The organism is Methylomonas sp. MS20, from assembly GCF_050275925.1.
GTDB classification, from domain to species: domain Bacteria; phylum Pseudomonadota; class Gammaproteobacteria; order Methylococcales; family Methylomonadaceae; genus Methylomonas; species Methylomonas koyamae_A.
The window spans coordinates 3,334,007-3,355,590 of sequence record NZ_CP189962.1 but is presented as its reverse complement, the minus strand read 5'-3'; the positions used below and the strand labels follow the sequence as shown (position 1 = coordinate 3,355,590).

The 21,584-nt window shown below is 62.0% G+C and carries 16 protein-coding genes; 7 read left to right on the top strand and 9 right to left on the bottom strand.

Going from position 1 to position 21,584, the window contains the following annotated elements:
* Window positions 1–95: 95 nt before the first annotated feature.
* From ACQE3D_RS14940 to ACQE3D_RS14910, 7 genes are all read left to right on the top strand, one after another.
* On the top strand, window positions 96–1,001 hold the full coding sequence (locus tag ACQE3D_RS14940) for an ABC transporter ATP-binding protein (RefSeq protein ID WP_064028653.1): 906 nt from the start codon (window positions 96–98) through the stop codon (window positions 999–1,001).
* Window positions 998–1,762, top strand: a complete 765-nt coding sequence (locus ACQE3D_RS14935; protein WP_313729896.1) for an ABC transporter permease — start codon at window positions 998–1,000, stop codon at window positions 1,760–1,762. The genes ACQE3D_RS14940 and ACQE3D_RS14935 overlap by 4 nt, the downstream gene beginning before the upstream one ends.
* Window positions 1,763–1,875: 113 nt before the next feature.
* The gene (locus tag ACQE3D_RS14930; RefSeq protein WP_313729897.1) at window positions 1,876–2,187 is read left to right on the top strand and encodes a trypco2 family protein; all 312 of its coding nucleotides are present in this window, start codon (window positions 1,876–1,878) and stop codon (window positions 2,185–2,187) included.
* Window positions 2,188–2,231: 44 nt separating this feature from the next.
* Entirely contained in the window at window positions 2,232–3,815 is a 1,584-nt protein-coding gene (locus tag ACQE3D_RS14925) for a S1 family peptidase (protein ID WP_313729898.1), read from the top strand.
* A complete protein-coding gene (locus ACQE3D_RS14920) occupies window positions 3,812–4,879 on the top strand; it encodes an AAA family ATPase (RefSeq protein WP_313729899.1) in 1,068 nt (355 codons plus the stop codon). Before ACQE3D_RS14925 ends, ACQE3D_RS14920 begins: the two co-directional genes overlap by 4 nt.
* On the top strand, window positions 4,876–7,545 hold the full coding sequence (locus ACQE3D_RS14915) for a formylglycine-generating enzyme family protein (RefSeq protein ID WP_313729900.1): 2,670 nt from the start codon (window positions 4,876–4,878) through the stop codon (window positions 7,543–7,545). The genes ACQE3D_RS14920 and ACQE3D_RS14915 overlap by 4 nt, the downstream gene beginning before the upstream one ends.
* 411 nt (window positions 7,546–7,956) lie before the next feature.
* Window positions 7,957–8,898, top strand: coding sequence for a formylglycine-generating enzyme family protein (locus tag ACQE3D_RS14910; protein ID WP_313729901.1), 942 nt, complete (start codon window positions 7,957–7,959; stop codon window positions 8,896–8,898).
* Between the two features lie 98 nt (window positions 8,899–8,996).
* On the opposite strand, the gene ACQE3D_RS14905 is transcribed toward ACQE3D_RS14910, so the two are convergent.
* The 9 genes from ACQE3D_RS14905 to ACQE3D_RS14865 all read right to left on the bottom strand — a co-directional run bounded on the left by ACQE3D_RS14905 (window position 8,997) and on the right by ACQE3D_RS14865 (window position 21,574).
* The gene (locus tag ACQE3D_RS14905) at window positions 8,997–9,752 is read right to left on the bottom strand and encodes a helix-turn-helix domain-containing protein (RefSeq protein ID WP_313729902.1); all 756 of its coding nucleotides are present in this window, start codon (window positions 9,750–9,752) and stop codon (window positions 8,997–8,999) included.
* Entirely contained in the window at window positions 9,752–10,768 is a 1,017-nt protein-coding gene (locus ACQE3D_RS14900; protein ID WP_313729903.1) for a class 1 fructose-bisphosphatase, read from the bottom strand. Before ACQE3D_RS14900 ends, ACQE3D_RS14905 begins: the two co-directional genes overlap by 1 nt.
* Before the next feature lie 127 nt (window positions 10,769–10,895).
* Window positions 10,896–12,668: a flagellar hook-length control protein FliK gene (locus ACQE3D_RS14895; protein WP_313729904.1), complete on the bottom strand. Its 1,773-nt coding sequence runs from the start codon at window positions 12,666–12,668 to the stop codon at window positions 10,896–10,898.
* Window positions 12,669–12,683: 15 nt separating this feature from the next.
* Window positions 12,684–13,142, bottom strand: coding sequence for an EVE domain-containing protein (locus tag ACQE3D_RS14890; protein WP_313729905.1), 459 nt, complete (start codon window positions 13,140–13,142; stop codon window positions 12,684–12,686).
* Window positions 13,143–13,187: 45 nt separating this feature from the next.
* Window positions 13,188–14,834, bottom strand: coding sequence for an HD domain-containing phosphohydrolase (locus ACQE3D_RS14885; protein ID WP_313729906.1), 1,647 nt, complete (start codon window positions 14,832–14,834; stop codon window positions 13,188–13,190).
* The gene (locus ACQE3D_RS14880) at window positions 14,831–16,057 is read right to left on the bottom strand and encodes a response regulator (protein ID WP_313729907.1); all 1,227 of its coding nucleotides are present in this window, start codon (window positions 16,055–16,057) and stop codon (window positions 14,831–14,833) included. Before ACQE3D_RS14880 ends, ACQE3D_RS14885 begins: the two co-directional genes overlap by 4 nt.
* Window positions 16,050–17,501 (bottom strand): two-component system sensor histidine kinase NtrB, encoded by a 1,452-nt coding sequence (locus ACQE3D_RS14875; RefSeq protein WP_313729908.1) that lies wholly within the window; start codon window positions 17,499–17,501, stop codon window positions 16,050–16,052. The genes ACQE3D_RS14880 and ACQE3D_RS14875 overlap by 8 nt, the downstream gene beginning before the upstream one ends.
* Before the next feature lie 188 nt (window positions 17,502–17,689).
* On the bottom strand, window positions 17,690–18,862 hold the full coding sequence (locus tag ACQE3D_RS14870) for an EAL domain-containing protein (RefSeq protein ID WP_064028671.1): 1,173 nt from the start codon (window positions 18,860–18,862) through the stop codon (window positions 17,690–17,692).
* Between the two features lie 36 nt (window positions 18,863–18,898).
* Window positions 18,899–21,574, bottom strand: a complete 2,676-nt coding sequence (locus tag ACQE3D_RS14865) for a molybdopterin-dependent oxidoreductase (RefSeq protein WP_313729909.1) — start codon at window positions 21,572–21,574, stop codon at window positions 18,899–18,901.
* Window positions 21,575–21,584 lie beyond the last annotated feature (10 nt).

Sequence of the window (21,584 nt, the reverse complement as noted above, 5' to 3'; positions counted from 1 at the left end):
TGAGTAAATGCCAATTCTGATAGAATCGACTGCTTTTACGGCCGGCGATCCGCGCCGGAACGTCATCACTACCGCCGGGCATTATAAACTAGAGCATGACGGCTTTATCCATCCGCAACCTAAAAAAAACCTATAACAATGGCTTCCAGGCCTTGAACGGCGTGGACTTGGACGTGGAACTCGGCGATTTTTTCGCATTGCTCGGCCCGAATGGCGCCGGCAAATCCACGTTGATCGGCATCGTCAGTTCGCTGGTCAACAAGTCCAGCGGGACCGTCGAAATCTTCGGTCACGACTTGGATCGCGACACGGCCGGCGCCAAGCGCTGTATCGGCTTGGTACCGCAAGAAGTCAATTTCAATCAATTCGAGACGGCGCATGGCGTGGTGTTGAACCAAGCCGGCTACTACGGCATTCCCCGCAAGCAAGCCCTGAGGCGCACCGAAATCTGTTTGCGGCAAATGGAGTTATGGGACAAACGCGATACCGTATCGCGGCGCTTGTCGGGCGGCATGAAACGGCGGCTGATGATCGCCAGAGCCATGGTGCACGAGCCGCGTCTGCTAATCCTGGACGAGCCCACCGCCGGCGTCGACATTGAGATTCGCCGGGCGATGTGGGACATGATGCAAGAGGTCAACCAGCAGGGGACGACGATCATCCTGACCACCCATTATCTGGAAGAAGCCGAAAGCCTGTGCCGCAACATCGCCATCATCGACGATGGCCGGATCGTTGAGCATTCGGCGATGAGCGATCTGCTGGCCAAGCTGCATACCGACCATTTCGTGCTGGATATTGCCGAGCCGCTCCGCGAGGCGCCGGCCATTGCCGGTTGCGCGATCGCGTTGGCCGGGGAGCGCGTGCTGGACGTTTCGGTACCCAAGGCGCTGGGGCTGAACCGCCTGTTTCAGGAGTTGTCGGCGCGGGGCATCGAAGTGCTGAGCCTTAGAAACAAATCCAACCGCTTGGAGCAAATGTTTATGGACCTGGTGCAATGACGTACTCCGTCGCGTTTTGGACGATCCTGGGCAAGGAGATTCGCCGCTTCACTCGCATCTGGCCGCAAACCTTGTTGCCGCCGGCGATCACGACCGCATTATACTTTTTGATCTTCGGCAAGCTGATCGGCGAGCGCATCGGCTTGGTGCACGGCGTCAGCTACATGGATTACATCGTACCGGGCATTATTTTGATGTCGGTGATCAGCCATTCCTATTCCAACGTGGTGTCGTCGTTTTATTCGACCAAGTTTCAACACCATATCGAGGAATTGCTGGTGGCGCCGGTGCCGAATTACGTGATACTGGCCGGCTATGTGTGCGGCGGCATCGCCCGCGGCGTGCTGGTCGGCTTGGTGGTGGCGGGGATTTCGATGCTGTTTACAAAAATCCAAGTATTGCACTGGGACGTGGTTTGCGTGGTGTTCGTGTTGACCGCGACCTTGTTCGCGCTGGCCGGCTTCATCAACGCGGTGTTCGCCGACAGCTTCGACGACATCTCGATCATCCCCAACTTCGTGCTGACGCCGCTCAGCTACCTGGGCGGCGTGTTCTATTCGGTGGCGATGTTACCCGAGGTCTGGCAACAGGTGGCTCGGGCCAATCCGATCCTGTACATGATCAACGCCTTCCGCTACGGCATGATAGGCGTCAGCGACGTTCCCATCCTGCTGGCCTTCGAAATGACGGCCGGCGTCATCGCGCTGCTGATAAGCCTGAGTCTATGGTTGCTGCACAAAGGCGTCGGCATAAAAACCTAGGGCTTGGTCCGCCAAGATCGGCAAGTCCGAGCGGACGCTACAAAGACCGAGATGTCCCAAGTTCTAGCGCGATAGTACAATCGCTAGACTCAACCATCCACGAGGAGACCCATATGGAACAGATACCGTTAGCCGACATGTTGATCGATTTGCGCGCCGAGCTCGATAAAGCGCAGCGGGAGGGAGACGGCAAAAAGCTGCGTTTTCGCGTCGAGTCGATAGACTTGGAACTGCAAGTCACCGTCACGAAAAGCGCCGAGGCCGGCGGCGGCGTCAAGTTTTGGGTAGTCAACGCCGACGGCAAGGCCAAGCGCGACAAAGGGACCGTGCAGAAACTGCATCTAAAGCTGAATCCGGTTGAGGTGGACGCGGACGGCAATGAACGGCCGGTGCTGGTTGCCGACGACAGCGGTATCGGCCGGTAATACGCGGCGTTGCCCCGTCCAATGGATGGCACAACGGTGGATAAATGGCGAAGAGACTGATTGTGACGATTCTGGCCCCAACCGTCGGACCCAGCGGCGAGCGGCGCGATCAGTGGTCCGGCGCTATCGGTACCGGAATCGCGGTCGGCGATGGGTTGATTCTGACTGCCCGTCATGTGGTCCGGCAGGCCGGACGCGACGCGCAGTTTCCGATCAAAGTCCGTTGGTACGAATTCTGCGATCGTACCGATCCCTACAGCGGCTGGGTTGACTTGCAGCGAGACGATACTGCTGCCGTCGCCTGGGACGGTGGTGACAGCTTGGATGCGGTGCTGCTCCGTTGCCCCAGCCATCCGGACGCCCAAAAAATCCGCAAACCCGCCATCTCGGCGTCCCTACCTCAGGAGGGCGCCAAATGGCTGAGCCGAGGGTTTCCCAAGATTACCAACATAGCCAAACTTCGCGAGCACGGCGATTTCTTCGGCGCGGTATGCGGCCCCACACCAGCCGACAGCGTGTTCAAGTTGAAGAACGAGTTTCAAACCGATAGCGAGGAAGGCTGGAGCGGCGCATCCGGCATGCCGGTTCTGGTCAATAGCGAGATCGTCGGCATTATCCAGGACGTGCCGAGATACTTTAAGACCGAGCAGTTTCAGGCCGTGCCGGCTTACCGCTTGCGTCTGGATTCGGCATTTTGCGAATGCTTGGGTTTGGACCGCGAGCCGGATCGCTTGAAAACAGCCCATGATCTGATCGTTCGATTGCTGCAAGCTTGCGGGTCTGCGACCGAAAAACTGGCCGAGGGTTTCGGGTTCACAACCGGGACCATCGACCAGCGTCGGGAGCAAGTGGCAGGCAAGGCGTTGAACACCGAATTGGACGAATTATTCGATGTTACCGTCGACGCGCAACATGTGTTGCTCGCGGATAGCGATTTCGCCGGTGCCGAGGCCGTCGCTCGCTTTGTGCAAGTGATTTTACCTGTGCTCCACAAATCCGCCGACGCCGACGCCGTCCGCTCGAACCACGCCGCCAAATCCGGCGTATTGCACGAAATCGGCGCTTGCCATAAAACCCTGGCCGAATTGGTGATGGCGAGGGCCGACGGCAGGCCCGCCGCCTATCACAAGCCCAGCCACCCCAACGAATTTCCGTCCGCCTTGCCTTGTTTACCCACCCCGCCGGAAGCGGGGCGCGACGTCGACGGCCGGCAGTTCCAACGAGATTTTACCGAGCATTTGGCGCAAAAAGCCGAAGTTTGGATTGATGGCCGTTTCAAGAATCAGTTTGTGGATTATTTGCGCGGCCGCTTTACCGACCCCGGTTTGCCGCTGACGACCGACGAAGCGCTGATTGCGTGGATCAACGACGGTTTGACACGCGATGCCAAACGTCAGGCGCGCGCCAACGGTGTTCGCCGTTACACCTATTACTATTTAGTCGAAACACCGGCGGATTCCGACCCCGCCCAACTGGCCGACCAAAACCAAGTGCTGGGCGAATTGGCGGAGCGGTTTCCCGAAATTGCCTTTATCCGCCTGGCGCCGCCCGATCCGATGTGGCGGGAGTTGCTGGACTATTCCTTACTCAGAGATCTGTTGTACGCTAACACAGGACCACGCCCATGAACTTCCTCCCAATACGCTCGAACCATGTCGAGACCCTCGAAGATCCCGTCGCCGCCGACGGCGATCCGTGCCCCAAACACCATTTCGAGCCGCGCCAATTGATGGCGATCAACGCCGCGCTGTCCGCCAACCGGCCCTTGCTGGTGCGCGGCGAGCCAGGCATCGGCAAGACCCAGCTGGCCCGCGCCGCCGCCAAGGCGCTGCGGCGGGCCTTCGTGCAGTGTGTGGTGGATGCCAAGACCGAATCCCGCGATCTGCTCTGGCACTTCGACGCCATCGGCCGGCTGGCCGAGGCGCAAGTATTGGGCGCCTTGCACGTCGCCTGCCCGCCGCCGGCGCATCCGGACGGTCGCGACCCGGCGGAACTGGCGCTGGCCGCGTTGCGCCAACGCCTGGAGCTAAAGCAATTCATTCATCCGCGCGCGCTGTGGTGGGCCTTTGACTGGCCTGGCGCCAAAACCCAAGCCGATCACGTGGGCGTGGCGCCGCCGCCGCAAACCGACAACGGCGACCCGCGCAACGGTTGCGTGGTGCTGATCGACGAAATCGACAAGGCCGAATCCGATGTGCCCAACGGCCTGCTGGAGGCCTTGGGCGCCGGCAGCTTTACGCCGCAGGGTTGCCACGAGCCGGTCAAAACCGTCGGCGTGCCGCCCTTGGTCATCATCACCACCAACGAAGAACGCGCCTTGCCGGACGCCTTCGTCCGGCGTTGCCTGGTGCTGCATCTGAAACTGCCGGACCAACGCGCGGAACTGATCGCCAAGCTGGTCGAACGCGGCCAAACCCACTTCGGCGCCGGCGTCGCGCCGAAGGTGCTGCAAGCCGCCGCCGAGATGCTGGCGGACGACCGCGCTGCCGCCGAGCAACGGCATTGGCGGCCACTGCCCGGGCAAGCCGAATATCTGGACCTGGTAAGAGGCGTCGTCAAGCAAGCCGGCGGCGATTTCGAAGTTCAACAAGCCTTGATTGCTCAAGTCGGCCAGTTTGTATTGAAAAAGCACCCCGATGCCGCCCGCGAGCAGGATGCCGGCTTGACCGCTCTGGAAAACCCGCCGACATGACCCCGCCGCGCCGCGGCCTATTGAGCCGTGCCGATTTGCTGGATGCGCTGATTGCCCAGCCCCAAGCCGCCGGCGCGGACCCTGCGTCGGCCGTGGCCTATCTGGCCGGCCAACTGCGCCTGGAATGGAAAGCACCCAAATCCCAACGCACGGAACCGGAGTCGGCGCGGCCGGCGCCGGCCGGCGTACCGCTATCAGACTCCGGCGCGGCCGCCGACACGCCACGCGAACCGTTGCGCGATGCGCTGTTTTGGTATTTGGCCGGCTACGAAAGCTTGGGCGAGCCGGAATCGGCCGAGGCCGTGCCGCTCACTCATCCGACCGCCGATACCGAAGTCTGGCGAAACCGGCCGCGCGCGGCGCCCGGCGTTCAGCCGCTGGCGACCTGGGCGGAACTGGCGCCCCGGCTGCGCCAGGTGCTCGGGGATTACCGGGAAGGTCGCGGCATTGACCTGGCCAAAACCTTGACCCTGATCGGCCAAGGCCAGGTATTGCCGGCTTTTCCGCGCGAACGTCGCCGCCGATGGGGTCCCAGCCTGTTGCTGATCGAAGACGACAGCCGGCGCTTGATACCCTATCGCGCCGACAAGCGTTTGATACGCGACGCCATCGGCCGCTTGCTGCCCGAGCACGCCCTGGCGCGGGCCTTGATGGACGACCAAACCGAGCTGCCGCTGCCGTTGACCGCCAATGCCGAAGTCTGGCCGCCGCCGCCGGGCAGCCTGGTGCTGGTGCTGGGCGACTTGGGCGGACTGGCGCTGCGCGATGCCGGCCTCCGGCAACGTTGGTTGGCCTTGGGTACGGCGTTGCGGGAAGCCGGTTGCCATCCGTTGGTGCTGTTTCCGGCGCCGCCGATGCGTTGTCCGCCGGCGCTGGCGGCGGTCTGGCGGGTGATAGCCTGGGAGCGGCCCCGGTTGGCCGACGACGGGCGTAGCCCGGCGGAACGGGCCGAGCGCCTGTTGCGGCTGGTGTCGCCGGCCGCCAGAATCGAACCCGGCCTGCTGCGGGCGGCCCGCTTGCTGTTGCCGCCGGAGGCCGCCGACGCCGGCACCGAAGCCGACGTTTGGCAACACCCGGCACTGATCGGCGACTCCGCCGCCGGGGCGACGCTGGATCCGGCCGAGGCCAAGCGCCTGCGCGCCGAACTGGCGGACACCGAGCCGGCCGCGTTGCGGCACCGTTTGTTGCGCGCGATCAAGGCCTGGCGCGGCGATTTGCCGCCGGAAATTTGGTTCGACGAATTGCTCAATGTCGATCCGGCCGCCGTTGCCGCCGATCCGCGAGAACCGGCCGACCAGGATTTGCGCGACGACCTGGACGACGCTCGCCGCTACTTCGCCGATTTCTGCGCCCTCAACCCGGCGCGCGAGCTGGATGGCATGCCGGGCCACGACCGCGCTTGGCTGGCGCGCATCGCCGCTCGCGCTACCCGGCATTTGTGCGCCGACGGCGAGTTCGGCGTGCGCTTGGCCGAGTTGTTGCTGGACGCGAGCGGGCAACTGCCCGAAGGCATTCAACCCCGAGATATTCCGCCGCCGGACCGTCCGGAGCGGCAGGTGGATTTGATACAGAGCGGTTCGAATCTGCAACTGCTCGAAGCCGACGCGGCGGAGCGGGCGGCGGGCAGTTGGCTGGCGCATTTGACCACGGCGAACGGCCTGGTTCAGTTCGAGCCGTTGGCCGACGCGGGCCGTCCGCGGCTATTGCGGCTTGAGGGTACCGAGCCGGTCGCGATCGCATTGCCGCCCGCCGGTGCGTTGCGCATCGTCAGCGACCGTGCGCGGCTGACGTTCCAGCAAACCGCCAAGCCGAGCTGGGCCAGCGCGATCGGCCGCGACCGCCACGGGCTGTGGGCGGAGTTTACCGTCGAGGACAGTCCAGACCAGCCTACCGTGCAACGCATGCGCTGGATTCCGCCGGGTAGCTTCGGCATGGGGTCTCCGGACGACGAAGCGGGCCGATTTAACGACGAAGGTCCGCGACACACGGTCACGCTACGCGATGGCTATTGGCTGTTCGATACGCCCTGTACCCAGGCGCTCTGGCAAGCGGTGATGGGCGACAATCCCAGCCGATTCCAAAGCCCGCGCCGGCCGGTCGAGCAAGTCAGTTGGAACGACGTGCAGGCGTTCATCCAGCGCCTGAACGCCCGGATTCCCGGTCTGGCGCTGGAGCTGCCCAGCGAGGCGCTATGGGAGTACGCCTGCCGGGCCGGTACCGACAGCGCACTTTACAGCGGGCCGATTGACATTCTGGGAGAACGCAATGCGCCGGCCCTGGACGCCATTGCCTGGTACGGCGGCAACAGCGGCGAAGGTTTCGAGTTGACGGACGGCTTCGACACCTCGGATTGGCTGGAAATGCAGTACCCTAATCGCCAAGCCGGCAGCCGCTTGGTCAAGGGCAAGCTCGCAAATCCGTGGGGACTTTACGACATGCTGGGTAATGTCTGGGAATGGGTGCAAGACGATTGGCACCCGAATTACCACAGCGCGCCGGCCGACGGCGGTGCTAGGATGGCGGGCGAAACCGGCGCGGCCCGCGTGGTTCGCGGCGGTTCGTGGTACAACCTCGCCTGGTACTGCCGCTGCGCTTGTCGCAGCAACTTCCAGCCCGACTACCGCAATGGCGGCCTTGGCTTCCGGTGCGCCCGAGTTCAGGCGTGAATCCGGTCAAGCGCGGAGCGTACCGGCCGCGCGGCCCGCGGAGCGGATCAGGCCGGGCGGCGGTGGCCGGTACGCGGTGGCACGGGCAAGCTCGCCGTCGCCAGTGGCTGCCGCCGCATCGTCGTTGCTTGGTGGCGCCTATTGTCGTCAACGGGTTTTCGTTCTGGCGAACGCATAAGATGGGCGTGGGAGCGGCTTCAGCCGCGATCGACGGCGTTCCGACACCGCTTGCCGGTATTTGTCCAAGGCCTTTCATCGCGGCGCCGCTGTTTTACAGCTTAGCCGCGCCGTCACGCCCGCCGGGAAGCGGGCATCCGGTGCCAGGGAAAGCAAGCTAGATGTTGACTTTTACCGCAGCCACCGACCGGCGAGACAGCGGATGTGACTCAATTTTTAGCGCGATAGGTATCCATGGCTAAAACCCTGCAAATTGCGACCGACATCGACCCCACCTGGCATCCGTTGATTCATGGCTATGCGCCGGCTTGGGCCAGCGAATGGGGACAGGACCGATACGGCGTGTTCGTCGCCTTTACGTTGGACGATGTCACTCAGCGCCTGCGCTGGATTCCGCCGGGGCGGTTCGAGATGGGCTCGCCGGAGTCCGAAACCCGCGACTTGGCCAGGGAAGACTACGAGCAGCCCTGGTTCGAGGCCGAGCATCCCCGTCATCCGGTGCTGATCGGCCAGGGCTATTGGTTGTTCGATACCCCATGCACGCAAGCCTTATGGACGGCGGTGATGGGCGACAATCCCAGCCGATTCCAAAGCCCGCGCCGGCCGGTCGAGCGAGTCGGTTGGGACGACGTGCAGGTGTTCATCCAGCGTCTGAACGCCCGCATTCCCGGTCTGGAGCTGGTGCTGCCCAGCGAGGCGCAATGGGAATACGCCTGCCGGGCCGGCACCGACAGCGCGCTGTATTCGGGGCCGATAGTGATTCTGGGCTTTAACAACGCGCCGGCCCTGGACGCCATTGCCTGGTACGGCGGTAACAGCGGCGAGGGTTTCGAGTTGGCGAACGGCTACGACTCGACAGGCTGGGAGGGTAGACAATATCCCAATCCGCTATCGGGCAGTCGCGAGGTGGGCCTGAAACGGCCCAACGCCTGGGGCTTGTACGACATGCTGGGCAATGTCTGGGAATGGCTGCAAGACGATTGGCACCCGAATTACGACGGCGCGCCGGCTGATGGCAGTGCTTGGGTGTCCGGCGAAGCCGGCGCGGCCCGCGTGGTTCGCGGCGGTTCGTGGGACGACGACGCCGGGCTCTGCCGCTGCGCTTGTCGCGGCATCGGCCAGCCCGCCGACCGCGGCAACGTCCTTGGCTTCCGGTGCGCCCGAGTTCAGGGCTGAGCTGGCAGGGGAGCGAACCCAGCCGGCGCGGCCCGGCCCGCGGAGCGGATCAGGCCGGGCGGTGGCGGCTGCGGTGAGCGGTCCGCCGGCGGGATGGCTCAATCGGTCGATTGCAGCAGTTTGCGGAGCGCGGTCGGGTTTTTGATGGCGATGAAACGGTTTTGCACGCTGATCAGATCGTCGTCCTGAAATTTTTTCAGCATCCGGCTGACGGTTTCCAGCGCCAGACCCAGGTGATTGCCGACTTCCTGGCGGGTCAGCGACAATTTGAATTCGGACGACGAGAAGCCGCGCCGCTTCAGGCGCTCGGACAGGCTGATCAGGAAATAAGCCAACCTTTCCTCGGCCGGACGCTTGCTGAGGACCAGTTGGTTCTTGTCCTCTATCATTTTTTCGCCGGTATGGCGGAACAGTTCGCGGGTCAGGCTGGGTACGTTTTGGAACAATTCTTCCATGCTGTCGGCCGGCAGGATGCAGAAACTCATGGTTTCCAGCGCGATCGCCGCGCAGCCGTGCTTGGAGCCGGACAGGCCGTCGAAGCCGAGCAGTTCGCCGGGCAACAAGATATTCAGAATGTGTTCGTTGCCGTGGTTGTCGTTGGCGACCAGTTTGGCGCTGCCTGACTTGATCGCCAGAATGCCGCGAAAATTATCGCCCTCGCGGTAGATGAAATCGCCGCGTTGCAGGGTTTTGCGGGCGCGGATCACCTGGCTGATGTTGGCGATCTCGGATTGCGACAAGCCGCGCGGCAGGCAAATGTTGTCCAGGCTGCAATTGGCGCAACTGACTTGCTTGTTAAGGGCGACGACCTTGGCGTCGCCGCCGGCCGAGTCGCAATGTTGCAGGTTGTTCATTAGGCTGCTCCGTCCATGTCCCGGTGGTAGCCGACGATGCGCTCCACCTCGTTTTTCGAGCCCAGGATCAACGGCACCCGTTGATGGATGCTGGTGGGTTTGACGTCTAGTACCCGTTCCCGGCCGGTGCTGCAGGCACCGCCGGCCTGCTCGATGATGAAGGCCATCGGATTGGCTTCGTACAGCAGGCGCAGCTTGCCGGGCTTGGCTGGGTCGCGCAGGTCGAATGGGTACATGAACACGCCGCCGCGATTCAAAATCCGGTACACCTCGGCGACCAGCGACGCCACCCAGCGCATGTTGAAGTCACGCTCGCGCGGTCCGTCGGAGCCGGCGACGCATTCGTCCACATAGCGTTTGACCGGGGCTTCCCAGAAACGCTGGTTGGACATGTTGATCGCGAATTCGCTGGCGTCTTCCGGGATCTTCATGTTGCAGTGGGTCAGGATGAATTCGCCGACGTCCTGATCCAAGGTAAAGCCGTTGACGCCGTTGCCGGTGGTCAGCACCAGCATCGTCGAGGGGCCGTACAGCACAAAGCCGGCGCAGACTTGTTCGCTGCCCTTGCGCAGAAAATCTTCCGGTTCCGGCTCGACGCCTTCCCGGCAGCGCAGGATCGAAAATATCGTGCCGACGGTCAGATTGATGTCGATGTTGGACGAGCCGTCCAACGGATCGAACAACACCAGGTATTTGCCCTTGGGATATTGCTTGGGAATCTGGATCGGATCGTTGATTTCCTCGGAAGCCATGCCGCCCAGCGAACCGCTCCAATCCAGCGCCCGGACCATGATGTCGTTGGTGATGATGTCCAGCTTTTTTTGGACTTCGCCCTGTACGTTTTCCGATTCCGCGCTGCCCAACACGCCGATCAACGCGCCGCAATTGACCCGATGGGAGATTTGCTTGCAGGCGGTGACGATGTTGTTCAGCAATAGCGTGAAGGTACCCGAGGCCTCCGGCAGTCCGCGCTGCTGTTCGATGATGAACTGGGTCAGGGTGACTTGGTTGGTCATGCGGTGATTCTCCGTCGGGTATTCGAATAGGGGTTCAGGCGCAACGCTTGTTCGCGACCGATGGTTGGTCGGAAATCGGTCGGCGCGCGGCGCGAAGGGGTGACCGGGAATGGTTTCATCGGGGCGTTCAAACTTTTTCGCTTAACAGCGTTTGCGGCGGTAACGCGGGCGGTTGGGGCTGGGCGGGTCGGCCTTGTTGTGCGTCCATAAATCCGGGCGTTAATCCTTTTTGTTCAAATTGTTGCCTGAGTTCGGGCAGGCGGCTGTCGATCAGCTCGACGGTACGGGGCGACTCGCTCCAGAAGCGGGTGTTGACGCTGCCGTCGTAGCAGGAAATTTTGCAATGTATTGTACCAATAAGCGGCGGGCTAAGGCTAATGCTGACGGTCCAGGCATCCTTATGTTCCTCGCTCCCGCCGGTTTGGTCGCGTTCGATGCACAGCCGTAGGCTGTCGGCTTGGTCGGCGTTGAAGAAGGGTAGTTCCAGAAACCAGACCTGTTTGGTCGCGTCGTCCCTGGGTAGCGAATTCAGTTGATCGAGCGTCAATTTGGCTAGGCCGCCCTGGGCTTTTTGTAGGGTTTCGCTGAGCGGTTCGCGCTCGGCGGCGGGTAGCGCGGTTTGTTCGGCCAGTTCCCGCTGCAGCAAGGCGACGAATTTGCTCAACTTCAACTTGAAGTCCTCGGGCGGCGGCGTTTGATCGGGCGGCGGATGCGGGCCGCCGAACCAGTCGCTTTCCATGAACAGGCCGGAGCCACGAATCGCTTGCCGTAGCGGCGCGGGTTCGAGCAAGGCCGCGCGGGGCGGTATCGCGGCCAGCAGATTGAGCGCGGCGCGTTTCAGGGTTTCACCGACATTCGCGCCGGCGAAGTCGGCCGTTACCACGCGTGCCAGATGGCTGGCGAACTGGGCCGGCGGGGTTTGCATCGGTAGCAGTTGTTTGTAAGCGGCGGCGAGCAAGGCTTCGGTATCCGCGCCGCGCGGCGATAGCGCGACCATCGGCCCGTCGGCGGTTTTAACGATGTGTAGCGTTACGGTCTGGCCCGGCGCGGGCGGCGCGGAGACGCTGGTCGGCGCATTGCCGGTGCCGCTGGCCGGCTGGGACCACGTCCATTGTTTGTCGGTCAGCGTAATCAGATCGGCGCGCGGGTTTGGCGGGCTGGCCGTCGGATTGCTCGAAAGCGGTGGCGAAAACGATGACGATGGCGAAAGCGGTGGCGTTGGCGACGGTGGCGTCGGCGATGCCGGGTTGGCGGCGGGCAGCAATTGTAAGGTCAATCGACCGGCATCGGCCTTAACCACGACCGCCGTCACGCCGGCGGCCGGGTTCGAGTTTGCCGGAGCGGCGGCCGGCACCGTCCCGCCGGCCCCGGCCGCCAAGGTCGCGGAGGGAGAGGAAGTCGCCGAGCTGGCGGGGTTCGCTGAGGTCGCCGCGTCTAAATTCGCCGGCGCGGTCGGCAGTTTGAAAACGCCGCCGTTGCTAGCGCGGGCTACCGGCAAAAATTCGTTTCGATTCGGCTGACTGACCGCCACCAGGCGCAGTTCGGCGGTCGGCGCCAATTTGACGACTTGGAGTTGCAGGGTCTGGCCGACTTGTACCGGCATTCGCGCGGGGTTTTGCAACAGCAGGTTGCGCTCGCCGATTGTCACCGTCACGGCCTGGTTTGGGCTATCCACCAGCGTGATTTTGGCTTCCACCAATTGATTGAGCTTGAGTTCGGGGAGTTCCTCCGCGACCTTGTTCAAGCTGGCTTGCAAGCGGGCGTCCAACGGCAGGTTGATATCCATGACTTCCCCTTGGCCGGCGGCCGTCAGGTTTAGGATGATGCGTACCGCTTCGGCGAGGGCCGGTAGTTCGGCGTAAGCCGGCGCCATCGATCCGGATGCCGCGATGTCAGCCATGGCACGGCCGGCCGGCTATTCCAGGCCGAGGATGAAGTCCCAGTGCGCGGCGCCGACCGGCATCACGGACAAGCGGTTGCCGCGGCGCAGCAAGGCCAATTCGGCCAGTTCGGACTTTTCCTTCAACTCCTTGAGGGTGATGTTACGCGCCAATTCGCGGACGAATTTGACGTCCACCATGAACCAGGTCGGATTGTCCGGACGGCTTTTCGGGTCGAAATGGATATTGTCCGGATCGAAGGCGGTGAAGTCCGGATAGCCGGCCTTGACGACCTGCATGATGCCGACGATGCCCGGTTCGGCGCAGTTGGAATGGTAGAAAAACACCAGGTCGCCCGGCTGCATGTCGTCGCGCATTATGTTGCGGGCCTGATAGTTGCGGACGCCGTCCCAATGCTCGGTTTGCTCGGGTTTGCGTTGCAAGTCGTCGATGCCGAAAGTGTCCGGTTCGGATTTCATCAACCAATAATTCATCTCGGTTCCTCGAGGCGGTGGCTAGCGTTGTCGGCATTGTCTCCGCTATTGGTCGTCGGGTGCAAGTACCTCGACGTGGTCGGCGTAAGTTTCGGCGATGCGATGAAATTGCGGTTCGAGTTCCTGGAAGGCCGCGACGATGTCGGGATCGAAGTGGCTGCCGTTACCTTCGACGATCAAGTTCATCGCTTCTTCGCGCGGCATCGGCGCTTTGTAAACCCGGCGGCTGGTCAGTGCGTCGTATACATCAACCAAGGCTAGGATTCTGGCGGCCAGCGGAATGTCCTCGCCTCGCAAGCCCAGCGGATAGCCGCTGCCGTCCCAGCGCTCGTGGTGGCCGTAGGCGACGTCCATACCGCATTTAATGAAGCCCTGCGACGGATATTGCTCGTAAACCGAACGCAGCGTATCGCCGCCGATCGCCGCGTGGGTTTTCATGATCTGAAATTCTTCCGGCGTCAGCCGGCCGGGCTTTTTCAAAATCGCGTCGGGGATGCCGACCTTGCCGATGTCGTGCAGCGGCGACGAGCGCACCAGATCCTGAGTGAATTCGGCGGTCACGCTGGCGGCATAACGCTCGGTGCGGCTCATGTGGCGGCAAATCAGCTCGCAGTATTTTTTCAGACGCAATAGGTGCGAGCCGGTTTCCGGATCGCGGTATTCGGACAGTTTAGCCAACGCGGTGATGATGGCGTCTTGAGCTTCGATAAAGGCTTCGCGGTGCCAGTGGCTCTGTAACGCGGTGGCGGTGACGTTCAGCATGCCGATCAATGTCGACAAGGTGTCGGCCGTCAGGGAAGGTCCGTCGCCGGCCAGGGTGACCAGGCCGATGACGCCGCGAGAACTGACCATCGGCAGACAGGCCAGCGGCTGGCCGGTAAACCAGGCGATGCCGCCGCCGTCCAGCGGCGATCCGAATTGCCAACGCCGGTTCTCGGCGATCGCGCGGCGAATCGCGCCCTCGGGCAGATCGGCGACGGCGAACTGGTTCGGTTCGCCGTTTTGCGGATGGAAGCAGCGAAACTGTTGATCGGCCCCCGGACTTAACCATAAACCGATCGCATTGCTACCGATCAGCTCGGTCAACGCGGCGATCAGTGCCGATACCACGCCTCTTGAGTCGTTCAAGCGGGTCATGTTGGCCACGTAGCGATATTGCAAGGCGAGGGCGCGGGTTTTCTTGGCCACCAAGTCTTCGAGGTGCGCGTTGAGTTGGCCGAGTTGATGGTTGGCTTGCTGCAACTGGCTTTGCAGGATTTGTTCGGCCATTTTCAGGCGATATTGCTCCAGGCCGTCGTTCAAGGTCTCGCGCAGAATTTCCGGCGGACAGGGTTTGTTTAAAAAGCGGGCGATATGAGCGCTGTGTAGCGCGTTGACGGCGATGTCCAATTCGGCCCGCCCGGTCAACATGACCAAGACCGTATTGGGATACTGCCGGTACACCGCATTTAAAAAGGCGATGCCGTCCATATCCGGCATGTTGTAATCGGACACCACCACCGCGAACGGTCCCTGCTCGGCCAGGATGCGCAAGCCGGCCGCGCCGCCGTCGGCGACGGTCAGGTCGAAATCGCGGCGCAATTGGCGCTTGATGCCCTCCAACAGCAGGATTTCGTCGTCGACGAACAGGATTTTCCGGCTGATCTCGGGTAAGGCGGCCGGCTCGGCGGTCGGATTGCTGGGTAAGGTCATCGGCTGCCTCCGGCTTGTTCCGCGACTTTTTCCGCCAACGCCCGCCATTCCGCAAGACGTTCCCATTTGCCCAAACGCCGCAGATAGGCTTCGTCCAATTGCATTTCGAACAAATGGCTGTAGTCGTTCGGATTCGCCGGCTGCAACAGGCAAGCGGCGACGTGAACGGCGGTTAATGCGTTGACGCCGTCGTAATCGGTCTCGTTGGGGGTGTAATGCAACAAAATCGCTTCGATGATGCGCGGCGGGATTTTCCACAGGCTCAACACATAGGCCGCCGCCTGACAGCGATTGAAGCCGAAAATCTCGGTTTCCAAGGCCGTTATCGGTTGCTCGTGGCGTTTGGCGCGCGCCAACAATTCCAGAGTTTTGCCGCCGCCGCGCGACAGAAAAAGCAGCAAGCCCATATTGTGCAGCAAGCCGCCCAGGTAGGCTTGGTCCGGACGGTCTTCCCGCTGATGTTCGGCTAGCGCGATCAGGCGTGCCAACTCGCCGACTCGGCCGGCGTTTTGCCACAAATATTCCATTTTTCGCTCCAATTCCGGACTGGCGATCGGAAACGCAGTCTTCACATGTACCGACAAGACCAGATTGTTCAGGCGCTTGATGCCGATCAGGTTGATGGCTTCGGTCAGGCTGGAGACCACCCGGTTCAGTCCGAAATAGGGCGAGTTGATCAGTTGCAGCAATCGGGCCGACAGTACCATGTCGCGGGCGAAAATGTCGGCGATGTCCTTGGTGGTGGTGTTTTCGTCGGCGATTGCCGCGTTCAACTCCCGGTAGATCGCGGGCAGGCTGGGCAGGGCGTTGGCATCCCCGAGGGTGCCGGCGATCAGCGGATCGTTGATGCAATCTTGGATTTTGAAGATTTGGCTCAGCGCTTCCCGCAAGGTTTCGGCGCTGCAAGGCTTGCTCAAATACTGGTGGGCGACTTCCAGGCTCTGTTTCAGGTTGTTTTCGTCGGTGTAGCCGCTCAACATGATTCTAACCACGCCGGGATAGCGCTCGGCGACGGTCTTCAGCAATTCGTAGCCGTGCATCCCCGGCATCATCATATCGCTAACCACCAAGTCGATTTTCTCCGCCGCCATGATGGCTAGGGCTTGCGCGCCGCTCGTCGCGAAATACAGCCGCCATTGCTCGCGGTAGGGCCGCAATTGGCGTTGTATGCCTTGAATAACCAATTCCTGGTCGTCGACAAACAGTATGTGCTTCTTAGTCATTTTCGGTAACCGGTGCCTGCGGGTCGAGCGGCAACAGTACGTGGAAGGTGGTGCCGAGTCCCGCCTCGGATTCGAAGTATAGTCTGCCTCGGTGTCGCTCCACGATAATGTTGTGGGCCAGGCTCAGCCCCTGGCCGGTGCCCTTGCCGACCGGTTTGGTCGTGAAAAACAGGTTGAAGACTTTCTCCCGAATCTCGGCCGGAATGCCCGCGCCATTGTCGCGGATGCGGATTTCCGCCATATCGCCGAGCTTGCGGGTGGCAATCTGGATCACGCCGCGTTCGCCGCCTTTTTCTTCGATGGCATGGGCGGCGTTGATGATCAGGTTGAGCAGGACCTGGCTAAGTTCGTTGGCGTAGCAGGGCACGGCAGGCAAATCGGCGGCGAGGTCGGTTTCGACGTCGGCAATGTATTTGCAGGCGTTTCGGCTGATCGTGATCGCGCCGGCGACGGTGTCGTTCAGGTTGATCGCTTGCCGGGATTGGCTAGGTTCGACGTGCGAAAAAGTCTTCATGGCCTTGACGATTTCGGCGACCCTGGTCACGCCTTCCAGCGCTTGGCCGATGGCTTTGGGACTGTCGTCCAGAATATAGGCCAGATCGAATTGCTCGCCGAGATCGTCTAGCCGGGTTTTCGAGGCCGGGTCGGCTTGTTGGTAAACCGCCGACTGCCAGGCGCTCAGGTCGGCGAAGTAGTTTTGCAACGCGGCCAGGTTGTCGCCGATATATTGAATTGGCGTGTTGATTTCGTGAGCCACGCCGGACGCCAGTTGGCCGATGGCTTCCAGTTTTTGAGCTTGGGTCAGTTGGGTTTGCAGTGCCTTGGTTTCGCTGACGTCGTCGAGGATGCCGCAAAACAGCGTCTCGCCGTCGATTTCGATGGGGCTGATGTGCAATTGCACTGCAAAAATTTCGCCGGAGGCACGGCGGCCCTGGAACTCGCGGCGCTGGTTCATGGCGCGGCTTTCCCGTGTCGCGATGTAGTGCGCCAAATAACCGTCGTGTCGGCTTGCAATGTCGGCCGGCATCAGCCGTTTGACGTTTTCGCCCACCATTTGTCCGGCGGAGTAACCGAAAATGCGTTCCGCGCCGCGATTGAAACTTCGGATCGCTCCGGTTTGATCGATGGTGATGATCGCGCTGGGCGCGGTATCCAGAATTGTGTTCAGTTGGCTGGTTTGCCGCTCCAAACTGCGCATTTTTTGTTGCAGTGTTTCGTTTTGACGGCCCAGCAGATAGCCGGCTAGTCCCAGAACCAGCGGAGCGCCCCAGATGACCCACAGTTCGGGGTGGAGCCGGTGCAAGGAGGCGAGAGTGGCCAGATCAAGCTGGAAGTACTCGCCATTCAACAGAAAGGCGCTAGTACCTAGTGGGAACAACAGTCCGAGGCCCGCGGCCAGGATAGCGAATGAAAGTGAAGTGGGGATGCGCGATGGCTTGGTCATTCCGTTAGCTCGGTAGGTACGCGCCGTAAAGCGTTGCGATCACCGGTTTTCGGCGCGGGGAGGTTTGGTCGCCTACACGCCTGAAAAACCCGGAATGCCTTCAATCGCGGGAACGGACGCACGAAAAGCGCCGACCCGGGCCTAAACCCGCTTCCTGATGCGCCGCCGCTGGAAAGAGTATAGACCGCTTAATCGACCGCGACGGTATCGACCAGCAATAATCGGTCGCCGTCCAGCCGTAATGCCAGCGTTTTACAGAGCAGGTTGGTCTCGAAATCGCGATAGCGTTCGGAACTGACGATGCGGTCGCGGTCGCCGCAATGTTCCAGTGCCAACAGTTGAAAGAAATAAGGCCGCCATGACCAATTGAAGCCGATCTTGCGCGGATCGGTAAACCAGCGGTTGGCGCTGAAATTGAAGTCGGGGGAAATCTGGTCGCCCAGGTTGTTGCACAGATAAAAGCGGATTACGCCGCTTTCCGCGAAATTCCAACTGACCAATTCGTTGAGATTGAAATCGTCTTGCAAAGCCTCCGCCAGCCGATAGGCCAAGCTCTTGAGGGTGTTGATGGCGTTGATTTTGCGTTCTTCGCGGACCAGGGTTTGTTTTAGAAACTTGCCGCGCAGCGAGGCAATGTGTTGCTGATATTGCTGGGCAGGCTTGAAATCGGCCTCGGCCTTGCCGAACAAAAAACCCTGCATATATTGCGCGCCGCAGTCCAACCCGAACCAGAATTCCTCGTCGGTTTCGACCCCTTCGCAGGTCAGCCGGGCGCCGGTGCGCTTGCCCAGTCGCGACAACACTTGCATGATGTCGCCGGCGATGCCGCCCTTGGCGGCTTGCTTGAACAAGCGCATGTCGATCTTGATGATGTCGGGCTGGACCGCGATCAGCCGTTCGAGTTGCGAGGAGCCGGCGCCGAAATCGCCGATCGCCACGCTCAGGCCGTGTTTGCGGTAGCGCTGGACGATTTGCTTGAGCTTTTGCGGATCGGCCGGTGCGTCGGAGATTTCGACGATGACCCGGCCGCGGTCGATATTCAGTTCTTCCAGCATCCGCACCGTCGGCACCGCGTTGAGCTGGCGCAGATTGTCTATCCAGGCCGCCGAGATATTGATGGCCAGAAAGCTATTGGGATCGGCGTGTTCGGCAAATTTTTGCAAGGCCTGCCAACGCACCTGGCGGTCGAGTTCGGTTCGCTGCTTGGCGTCGATGTCGGCCGAGGAAAACCAAGCGCCGGCCGAAACCACGCGGCCGTTAGCGTCGTGTTGGCGGGCCAGCGCCTCGTAGCCGACGATCTGGCCGCTGGCGGTGGAAATGATAGGTTGAAAATACGGAAATAACTGTAGTTTGGCTTGCATCGTTCCCTGGTGGCTGCTCGCATGCGCGTTGTTAGTTCAGGTCGCTAGAAAAACCTTCAACTCGGGCAGGCAGGAACCGCAGCCGGTACCCGCCCCCAGGCAGGCGCCGATCTCGGCGACATTGCCGAGCTTGCGGTCGCGAACCGCTTGCCGAATGGTTTTCTCGCCTACATTGAAACACGAACAGACGATTCGGCCAATATCGACTTCGCCGGCGGGCGGTGCGCCGCTCAACAGACTCAGGCGTTCGCCCCGGCTCAAGGCCGTTTTGCCGAACAAGGTCGCGATCCAGCCGGGTTCCGGCAATTCCGGCCCGGCGCCGACGAATAAACAAGCTTGCAGGCCGGCTTCGGTGATCAGAGCAGTCCGAAAGTCGCCGGATGGCGGATCGCTGTATTCCAGCCAGTGGCGGTCCAACCGTTCGGCCGCATTGGCGGCCAGCCGGTGGCGACTCCAGGTTCGCCAGTCCCGGCCGGTATGGCCGCCGGCCAGTTGGTAACGGTAAAAACCGTCGCCGCGCATCTCCACCCGGTATTCGCAGTCCGATAGCGGCAAGGCTTGCCGCGACAACAGTACGGCATGCCAGCGGGCCGGCCAGGCTTCGATGGCGACCGGCGTTTGCTTGCTTTCCGGCTGACCGGACAAGGGATCGACCACCGGATTGACCAAAGCGCCCATCCGGCCGTGGCTGCTGTTGACGCCGGTCCAGTGCATCGGCACGAACAAGCTGCCGGGCCGTTGTTCGGCGCTGATCGCGATCTTGGCGAGCATCGCGCCCCAGCGGCTGGTCAGTTTGGCGATGGCACCGGCCGGCAACCGCAGGCGGGCGGCATCGTCAGGATGGATTTCGACGCAAGGTTCGACTTGGTGGGTATTCAGTTTGGCGGCCAGGCCGGTGCGGGTCATCGTGTGCCACTGGTCGCGCAAGCGGCCGGTATTCAGCGTGAACGGATAGTTGGTGTCGGGTACGTGGCGGGGAGGGCGGGGCGACACCGGCACGAAGTGGGCTTTGCCGTTGGCCGTGAAAAACCGGCCGTCGCCGAACAGCCGGGCAGTGCCGCCGGCTGCGCTCACCGGCCATTGTAGCGGTTGCAGGTTGGAATAGGCCGGATCGCTCAGCTCGGCCAGACCGGACAGATCGAAGTCGCGACGACCGTGAGCGGCATCGTTTTCGAAGGCCGACAGCGCGGCGTGTTCGCGGAAAATCTCGGCGCTGGACCGGTAGGCGAAGGCTTCGCCAAAGCCCAGGCGTTGCGCCACCTGGCTGAAGATCCACCAGTCGTGGCGGGCCTCGCCGGACGGCGCGAACAACGCGCGTTGGCGGGAAATCCGCCGCTCCAGATTGGTGACGCTGCCGTCTTTTTCGCTCCAGCCGGTGGCCGGCAGCAGCACGTGCGCCAATCGAGTGGTGTCGGTATCGGCGATGCAATCGGACACCACGACGAAATCGCAAGCCTGCAACGCCTGCCTGACCCGGTCGGCGTCCGGCATCGACGCGACCGGATTGGTGGCGACGATCCAGATCGCCTTGATCTTGCCGGCCGCGACCGCGTCGAACAGTTCCAGCGCTTTCAGGCCCTGGCGGTCGGCGACCCGCTGGCTACCCCAAAATCGGCCGACTCGGTCCACATGGACCGGATTGTCCAAATCCATGTGCGCGGCCAGCATGTTGGCGAGGCCGCCGACCTCGCGGCCGCCCATCGCGTTGGGTTGGCCGGTGAACGAAAACGGCCCCATGCCGGGCCGGCCGATGCGGCCGGTGGCCAGATGACAGTTGATGATGGCGTTGCATTTGTCCGAACCGGAACTGGATTGGTTGATGCCTTGCGAGTACACCGTGACGGTTTTTTCGGTCGCGGCGAACCAGTCGAACAGCAAACCGACGTCGGCGGCGGCCAGACCGCAATTCTCGGCGGTGGCGGCGATGTTCGGCGCGGCGCTTCGCGCTTGCGCCAAGGCCGCCTCGAAGCCTTCGGTATAAGTGGCAATATAGGCGGCGTCGGTGGCGGCGATCGCCGCCAAATGACCGAGCAGGCCGTCGAACAGCAGCGCGTCCATGCCGGGTTGAATCGGCAGATGCAGATCGGCGATGTCGCAACTGGCGGTGCGGCGCGGATCGACCACGACGATTTTCAACGCCGGATTGCGTTCCTTGGCCTTGCGGATGCGCTGGAAGGCGACCGGGTGACACCAAGCCGCGTTGGAGCCGACCAGCACGATCAAATCGGCCAATTCCAGGTCTTCGTAATTGCACGGCACCGCGTCGGCGCCGAAGGCCCGTTTATAACCAACCACCGCCGACGACATGCACAGCCGCGAGTTGGTATCGATATTGGCCGAGCCGATGAAGCCCTTCATCAATTTGTTGGCGACGTAGTAATCCTCGGTCAGCAATTGGCCGGACACGTAGAAGGCCACCGAATCCGGGCCGTGCTCGGCGATCGCGGCTCGGAAACGCTCGGCGACCAGGTCCAGCGCGCTGTCCCAATCGGTGCGGGCACCGCCGATACGCGGATAGAGCAGGCGGTTTTCCAAGGACACGGTGTCGGCCAGTGCGGCGCCCTTGGAACATAACCGGCCGAAATTGGCCGGATGCTCCGGATCGCCGGCAATCCGGACGCGGTGGCCGGCGGCATCCTCGATTTCGGCCGAGATGCCGCAGCCGACACCGCAGTAAGGGCAAGTGGTCTTGACGATGGTGGTTGGACTCATGGTGCTATTG

Coding starts and splice junctions, on each gene's coding strand:
- ACQE3D_RS14920 (WP_313729899.1), top strand. CDS start 3,812: ATGAACTTCCTCCCAATACGCTCGAACCATGTCGAGACCCTCGAAGAT.
- ACQE3D_RS14865 (WP_313729909.1), bottom strand. CDS start 21,574: ATGAGTCCAACCACCATCGTCAAGACCACTTGCCCTTACTGCGGTGTC.
- ACQE3D_RS14940 (WP_064028653.1), top strand. CDS start 96: ATGACGGCTTTATCCATCCGCAACCTAAAAAAAACCTATAACAATGGC.
- ACQE3D_RS14880 (WP_313729907.1), bottom strand. CDS start 16,057: ATGACTAAGAAGCACATACTGTTTGTCGACGACCAGGAATTGGTTATT.
- ACQE3D_RS14875 (WP_313729908.1), bottom strand. CDS start 17,501: ATGACCAAGCCATCGCGCATCCCCACTTCACTTTCATTCGCTATCCTG.
- ACQE3D_RS14885 (WP_313729906.1), bottom strand. CDS start 14,834: ATGACCTTACCCAGCAATCCGACCGCCGAGCCGGCCGCCTTACCCGAG.
- ACQE3D_RS14910 (WP_313729901.1), top strand. CDS start 7,957: ATGGCTAAAACCCTGCAAATTGCGACCGACATCGACCCCACCTGGCAT.
- ACQE3D_RS14890 (WP_313729905.1), bottom strand. CDS start 13,142: ATGAATTATTGGTTGATGAAATCCGAACCGGACACTTTCGGCATCGAC.
- ACQE3D_RS14925 (WP_313729898.1), top strand. CDS start 2,232: ATGGCGAAGAGACTGATTGTGACGATTCTGGCCCCAACCGTCGGACCC.
- ACQE3D_RS14915 (WP_313729900.1), top strand. CDS start 4,876: ATGACCCCGCCGCGCCGCGGCCTATTGAGCCGTGCCGATTTGCTGGAT.
- ACQE3D_RS14905 (WP_313729902.1), bottom strand. CDS start 9,752: ATGAACAACCTGCAACATTGCGACTCGGCCGGCGGCGACGCCAAGGTC.
- ACQE3D_RS14870 (WP_064028671.1), bottom strand. CDS start 18,862: ATGCAAGCCAAACTACAGTTATTTCCGTATTTTCAACCTATCATTTCC.
- ACQE3D_RS14900 (WP_313729903.1), bottom strand. CDS start 10,768: ATGACCAACCAAGTCACCCTGACCCAGTTCATCATCGAACAGCAGCGC.
- ACQE3D_RS14930 (WP_313729897.1), top strand. CDS start 1,876: ATGGAACAGATACCGTTAGCCGACATGTTGATCGATTTGCGCGCCGAG.
- ACQE3D_RS14895 (WP_313729904.1), bottom strand. CDS start 12,668: ATGGCTGACATCGCGGCATCCGGATCGATGGCGCCGGCTTACGCCGAA.
- ACQE3D_RS14935 (WP_313729896.1), top strand. CDS start 998: ATGACGTACTCCGTCGCGTTTTGGACGATCCTGGGCAAGGAGATTCGC.